The 6450-nt window shown below is 40.1% G+C and carries 5 protein-coding genes; 4 read left to right on the forward strand and 1 reads right to left on the reverse strand.

All coding sequences use genetic code 11. The features are described from left to right. The first annotated feature begins 32 nt into the window (after window positions 1-32). Window positions 33-1322: a surface lipoprotein assembly modifier gene (locus BKL51_RS08930; RefSeq protein ID WP_077466346.1), complete on the forward strand. Its 1290-nt coding sequence runs from the start codon at window positions 33-35 to the stop codon at window positions 1320-1322. 56 nt (window positions 1323-1378) lie between these two features. Here the strand turns inward: BKL51_RS08930 and arcA are convergent, their stop codons facing one another. Beyond that, a complete protein-coding gene (gene arcA / locus BKL51_RS08935) occupies window positions 1379-2092 on the reverse strand; it encodes a two-component system response regulator ArcA (protein WP_077466347.1) in 714 nt (237 codons plus the stop codon). Between the two features lie 184 nt (window positions 2093-2276). Here arcA and BKL51_RS08940 point away from each other — a divergent pair, with 184 nt between their 5' ends. The 3 genes from BKL51_RS08940 (at window position 2277) to purH (ending at window position 6317) form a co-directional block, all read left to right on the forward strand. Continuing rightward, the gene (locus BKL51_RS08940; RefSeq protein ID WP_077466353.1) at window positions 2277-4016 is read left to right on the forward strand and encodes a protein-disulfide reductase DsbD; all 1740 of its coding nucleotides are present in this window, start codon (window positions 2277-2279) and stop codon (window positions 4014-4016) included. Window positions 4017-4127: 111 nt separating this feature from the next. After that, window positions 4128-4532, forward strand: coding sequence for a DoxX family protein (locus tag BKL51_RS08945; RefSeq protein ID WP_077466348.1), 405 nt, complete (start codon window positions 4128-4130; stop codon window positions 4530-4532). 186 nt (window positions 4533-4718) lie between these two features. Then, complete coding sequence (purH, locus tag BKL51_RS08950; RefSeq protein WP_077466349.1) at window positions 4719-6317, forward strand: bifunctional phosphoribosylaminoimidazolecarboxamide formyltransferase/IMP cyclohydrolase; 1599 nt, start codon at window positions 4719-4721, stop codon at window positions 6315-6317. The last annotated feature ends 133 nt before the right edge of the window (window positions 6318-6450 follow it).

Genomic DNA, 6450 nt, shown 5'->3' on the forward strand with positions numbered 1-6450 from the left:
GATTTTTAGAAATTCATAGGCAGTTTTTTATTATGCGATATTTTATTGTTTTTTTCTGTTTAGTCAGTTCCGTTGTCCATTCAAGTGAACTTGAAGAATCGTTCAAGCAGGCTATTTATCAAGGAGAAGCCGCCCATATTCAAAATCTGCTTGTGCAGTATCAAGCTCAGCCACACATTGATAAAACATTGCTTGATTACAGCCAAGCTAAGTTAGCGTTTTTACGCCAAGATTATGGACAAGCCATAAAAATTTATAGACAAATCATTAGCGAACGTCCCGAGCTTGATTCTATCCGTATGGAATTAGCCATTGCGTTATTTGTTGATCGGCAAGACAGGGCGGCGAGATTGCAACTGGATAAAGTGAAAAGCGTTAAAGATTTACCCGCTTCCGCTTATGAACGGATTAATCGTTATATTGACGCGATTAATGAGCGTAACGCCTGGCAAGTTGAGGGCAGTATTGCGTTTCTTAAAACAAATAATGTTGACAATGTTTCCTCTTCACCGGTCATTGAAAATACAGGGTTTGTCAAAAATTCAAAAATGTTACCTCAAAAAGCCACAGGTGTAGGATATTCTTTTGGCGTGAATCGTGATTTTAATTTAGTTAATTCCCATTATTTGAGTGTAGGTAACGATATTCTCGGTAAAACCTACTGGGATAATCATCAATTTGATGATATTTCTAACCGCACTTTACTTGGTTATGCTTACAAAAAGAATGATTTTATCTTCCGAATCCAACCCTTTTTTGAAAAGCGTTGGTATGGTGGAGAGGCATTTCATTGGTCAAATGGAATTGAATTAAGCTATAGCCTGTGGTTATCACAAAATTGGCAAAATCAAACATCACTTTCTAGTGAGAAAAGGCATTTTTTTAAAGATAATCCCCAAGCCGGGCGAATTAATACGGCTTCCACAACCTTTATTTGGTATCGCAATCCCAAACAAATTTTGTATATCGGTACGGCGTTAGCAGAAGAAAAACTACTAGAACGCCAATATAGTTCAATGATTAAAAATATCAGGCTAGGCTGGCTGCAAGAATATCAATGGGGAATTTCAACAAAACTCAATATTGGGTTTACCCAACGTCAATTTAAATCGGATGCCGTACTTGGTGGCATAATTCCTCTTGGTAAGACCCGAAAAGATAAGATTTATACATTTCTTGCTCAAGTATGGAAACGGGACTGGCATCTTTACGGCATTACGCCTAAATTAACTTTTGAATGGCGAAAACAGCAGAATAATTTGAAGACCCTTTATCATTATAAAACGCAGAATCTTACCATTATTTTTGAAAAGACATTTTAATGTTGAGGCTGGGGGCGAATCGGATTCGCCCATAAAAAGGAAGAGAAGGAAGCGTTTTACGATTCAATTTCACCACAGAACCGATAACCTTCACCATGAATTGTCGCAATAATTTCAGGAGTCTCGGGATGATCTTCAAAGTGTTTGCGAATACGGCGGATCGTTACATCCACGGTGCGATCTTGTGGTTTTAATTCACGCCCGGTCATTTTTCTTAATAGTTCTTCACGGGTTTGTAATTTACCCGGGTTTTCACAGAAGTGTAACATCGCACGGAATTCGCTACGTGGTAATTTAAATGTTTCTCCTTCCGGGTTGATAAGATTGTGACCGTTTAAATCCAATGTCCAACCGTTGAAACGATAAAACTCGCGTTCACTATTATTCTCTTTTTCATGCTGTAACATCACACGATGCAATAAGTTGCGGGCACGAATAGTTAATTCGCGAGGATTGAAAGGCTTAGTAAGGTAATCATCCGCACCGATTTCCAGTCCTAAAATTTTATCCACCTCATTGTCCCGACCGGTTAAGAACATAAGAGGCAGGTTAGCATATTCACGCAATTCTCGTGCCAATAGCAGACCATTTTTACCGGGTAGATTAATATCCATTACGATTAAATTAACTCTGCTATTTTTTAAAATTTCATGCATTTGTACACCATCTTGCGCTTCAAGAACGGTATAGCCTTCCGCTTCAAAAATTCCTTTCAATGTATTGCGAGTAACGATTTCATCTTCAACAATGAGAATCTGTGGTACTGCCATGTTTCGCCCTCTCTTTACTTACTTTGAGTGATGCCCTATTTTATCTTTGTAACATTGTTGTAACAACGGAAAAGTGCGGTTATTTTTTATGATCTTTTCATTTTTATGATCTAAATCATACTTTTTTAGTTTTTAGAATGTCTTTATGTTAGAATTTTTCCCCTCTCAATTTATGCTTTCACCTATGAAAAAATACGTCCTTTTTTTTACACTGATTTTTACCATGTTTGCAAGTCAAGCAGGGTTATTCAATAGTAAACCCGCTTTTTTGAGTATTGATGAGGCCTTTCCTATTTCAGCTCAAATTTCATCGGATAAAAAACAGTTATCTGTTCGTTGGGATATTGCCGAAGGGTACTACCTTTACCAAGAAAAAATCACAGCTAAGGCGAGTTCCACACCTCAACAACTTTCGGTGAATTTCAACCAAAATGCTGAAATACACGACGATCCCTATTTCGGACGCGTCGCCGTTTTTACAAAACCTTTGGTGGCTTATTTTTCCACTGAAACCTTTGGGAATAATCAGAGTATTGAAGTTTCCTATCAAGGATGTACGGAAGGATTTTGTTATCCCCCGGAAGTCAGAACATTGAAAGTCGGAGATTTGCCTATTGCCTCGGTGGAAGAAAAAACACCGCAAAATTCAACCGCACTTTTAGCGGAACAAGATCGTTTAGCGGCCGGTTTGTTCCAAAGTAAATATGCGGTATTCGGTTTTTTCTTACTTGGGCTGGGATTAGCTTTTACGCCTTGTGTATTACCTATGCTGCCATTGCTTTCCTCTATCGTAATTGGTCAGCAACAACGTCCGAATATGCTGCGGGCTTTTTCTCTAAGTTTTCTTTATGTTCAAGGTATGGCACTCACTTATACCTTACTCGGACTCACTGTTGTGGCAATAGGCTTGCCATTTCAAATCGCATTACAACATCCTTATGTGATGATTGGGCTTTCCGTGTTGTTTATGTTGCTCGCATTGTCTATGTTTGGCGTATTTACTTTACAGTTGCCAAGCGCCTTACAAACTAAACTCAATACATTGAGCCAAAAGCAAACATCGGGTGCTTTTGGTGGTGCGTTTTTAATGGGGATGATCGCCGGTTTGGTTGCCTCGCCTTGTACTTCTGCGCCACTTTCCGGTGCTTTGCTTTATGTGGCGCAAAGCGGCGATCTTGTTACAGGGGCCGTCACTCTCTATTTGTTAGCATTAGGAATGGGCATACCATTAATGCTTATCACGTTATTCGGTAATAAAATTTTGCCAAAATCAGGAGAATGGATGAATACGGTTAAACAAAGTTTTGGTTTTGTCATGCTTGCATTGCCGGTATTTTTGCTTTCTCGTATTTTGCCCGAAACTTGGGAACCGCGTTTATGGGCGTTATTAGCGAGTACTTTTTTTGTATGGTTTGCTTTGCAAATGCCTAAAAATGGCTTGGGCTATGGGGTAAAAGTATTCGCTTTCGTTTGTGCAATGGTCACTGTGCAGCCTCTACAAAATTTCCTTTGGCAAAACCAGTTTGTTACTCAAAGTGCGGTTAATAATACGGATATTCCTCATGTGAAATTTCAGCGCGTTCAAAATCTGCAGGAATTAAATGAGGCTCTAGCAAACAATCCTCACCGAATTGCATTACTGGATCTGTATGCCGATTGGTGTGTGGCTTGTAAAGAATTTGAGCAATACACATTCAGTAACAAACAGGTTCAAAATGCGTTTGAAAATGTACTTTTGCTCCAAGTGGATATGACAAAAAACAGTCCTGAAAATAAAGCCATAATGGAACGCTATCAGGTGTTAGGTTTACCAACGATTTTATTTTTGGATCAAACAGGCAAGGAAATACAAGGTAGCCGTGTAACCGGTTTTATGGAGGCGGAGGCATTTTTAAATTGGCTAAATAAATTTGTCATCCATTAATTATTTTTGACGTAAAGTAAAAAGTCTTTTTCAAACTTTGCTCTTGTTTAACAAAATGCGAATAGATATGATCTACACGCTTTTTAATTTATCTTTTAATAAGGAAACTTTATGAACAATCTTGAAAAATTTCGTCCTTATGTTTTAGCCTTACTACGCATTGTTGTCGCTTATATGTTTATCTTGCACGGTACGGCTAAATTTTGGGAATTTCCAATCTCTATGACAGGTGGCAATGGCGCTGTTACCGACCCATTAATGATTGTCGGTGGGGTGATTGAAATTGTCGGCGGTATTTTAGTCTTGTTAGGCTTGTTTACCAGAGCGGCTGCCTTTATTTTATCCGGTCAAATGGCGTATGCCTATTTCTTTATGCACGTAGCAGGCAAAGGGAGCTTATTCTTCCCTATCGCAAATAGTGGTGAACTGGCATTGCTTTATTCTGTTGTTTTCTTCTATTTTGTTTTTGCAGGTGCCGGTGCATGGGCATTAGACAATAAATTTAAGCAAAACTAACTTTTAGGTTTCACACTTTATACTCCTCAAATAGCCCGCATAATGCGGGCTTTTTTAAAACGACTTCATTTCTTACCGCACTTTACTTGTCGCTTATTTTTCTTGAATCTTTTCTATATTTACGCAACCGTTTGCGTTATAATTTGCACGCTTATTTTTTTAACCTATCTATGAAAGGAAAATGTAATGATCGATCGCCCTATTCGTCAGGCTTTATTAAGTGTTTCAGATAAAACCGGTATTGTAGAATTTGCCCAAGGGCTTGTACAGCGCGGAGTAAAATTGCTTTCTACCGGCGGCACGGCAAAACTGTTAGAACAAAATGGTTTGCCCGTGACGGAAGTGTCTGACTATACGGGTTTTCCCGAGATGATGGATGGGCGTGTGAAAACGTTGCATCCCAAAGTACATGGTGGAATTTTGGGGCGCCGCGGAACGGATGACGCCATCATGCAACAGCATGGCATTGAAGGCATTGATATGGTGGTGGTGAATTTATATCCTTTTGCACAAACTGTCGCGAAACCCAATTGCACGTTGGAAGAAGTGGTGGAAAATATTGATATAGGCGGGCCGACCATGGTACGTTCGGCGGCGAAAAATCATAAAGATGTAGCGATTATTGTCAATAATCATGATTTTAATGCTGTTCTTGCAGAAATGGATCAACATCAAAATAGCCTTACATTGGAAACCCGCTTTGATCTTGCTATCAAAGCCTTTGAACATACAGTGCAATACGATTCAATGATTGCAAACTATTTTGGTCAGCTCGTTAAGCCTTATCATGTGGCGGCGGAAGAAGATGCTAATGCTAAGTGCGGTCAATTTCCTCGCACCTTAAATTTAAATTTTGTGCGAAAACAAACCATGCGTTATGGTGAAAATGCTCATCAAAATGCGGCGTTTTATGCGGATCTTAACGTAAAAGAAGCGAGCGTGGCAACGGCGACACAATTACAAGGTAAAGCGCTTTCTTATAATAATATTGCCGACACTGATGCCGCCCTTGAATGCGTGAAAGAATTTGATGAGCCCGCTTGTGTTATTGTGAAGCATGCTAATCCTTGTGGCGTGGCATTAGGAAAAGATATTTTAGAAGCCTACAACCGTGCCTATCAAACCGATCCGACTTCCGCTTTCGGTGGAATCATCGCCTTTAACCGTGAACTGGACGAAAAAACCGCGACTGAAATTGTAGAACGCCAATTTGTGGAAGTGATTATTGCACCGAAAGTATCAGCGGAAGCTGTCGAGGTGGTAAAACGTAAGAAAAATGTCCGACTGCTTGAATGCGGAGAATGGCAAGAACGTACTCAGCGTTTAGACTTCAAACGTGTAAATGGCGGTTTATTGGTACAAGATGCGGATTTAGGCATGGTCGGTTTGGACGATTTAAAAGTAGTGAGCAAACGTCAACCGACCGAACAGGAACTCAAAGATTTATTATTCTGTTGGAAAGTAGCGAAGTTCGTGAAATCCAATGCGATTGTTTACGCCAAAAATAACCAGACCATCGGCATTGGCGCAGGCCAAATGAGCCGTGTTTATTCCGCAAAAATTGCCGGTATTAAGGCTCAGGATGAAGGATTAGAAGTTTCAGGCTGTGTAATGGCTTCCGATGCGTTCTTTCCGTTCCGTGACGGCATTGATGCCGCGGCAAAAGTGGGCATTCAGTGTGTGATCCATCCGGGTGGCTCAATGCGTGATCAGGAAGTGATTGATGCGGCGGACGAACACGGCATGGTGATGGTGTTGACGGGGATGAGGCATTTCAGACACTAAATATGATGGTATTTCGCTCTTTCAATTCTTGAAAGAGCGAGTTCATTTTCTTTGCTTGCCCAAAGAAAACGAACCAAAAGAAAAGACACCCTGCTTTTCCTTATTTCCTTTGCCCCATTGAATTTGCTTAACG

The organism is Rodentibacter sp. Ppn85, assembly GCF_001999335.1.
Taxonomy (GTDB): domain Bacteria; phylum Pseudomonadota; class Gammaproteobacteria; order Enterobacterales; family Pasteurellaceae; genus Rodentibacter.

What these genes read in the sequence shown, in the direction of transcription:
- BKL51_RS08930 (WP_077466346.1), top strand. Translation starts at nt 33, where the DNA reads ATGCGATATTTTATTGTTTTTTTCTGTTTAGTCAGTTCCGTTGTCCAT.
- arcA (WP_077466347.1), bottom strand. Translation starts at nt 2,092, where the DNA reads ATGGCAGTACCACAGATTCTCATTGTTGAAGATGAAATCGTTACTCGC.
- BKL51_RS08940 (WP_077466353.1), top strand. Translation starts at nt 2,277, where the DNA reads ATGAAAAAATACGTCCTTTTTTTTACACTGATTTTTACCATGTTTGCA.
- BKL51_RS08945 (WP_077466348.1), top strand. Translation starts at nt 4,128, where the DNA reads ATGAACAATCTTGAAAAATTTCGTCCTTATGTTTTAGCCTTACTACGC.
- purH (WP_077466349.1), top strand. Translation starts at nt 4,719, where the DNA reads ATGATCGATCGCCCTATTCGTCAGGCTTTATTAAGTGTTTCAGATAAA.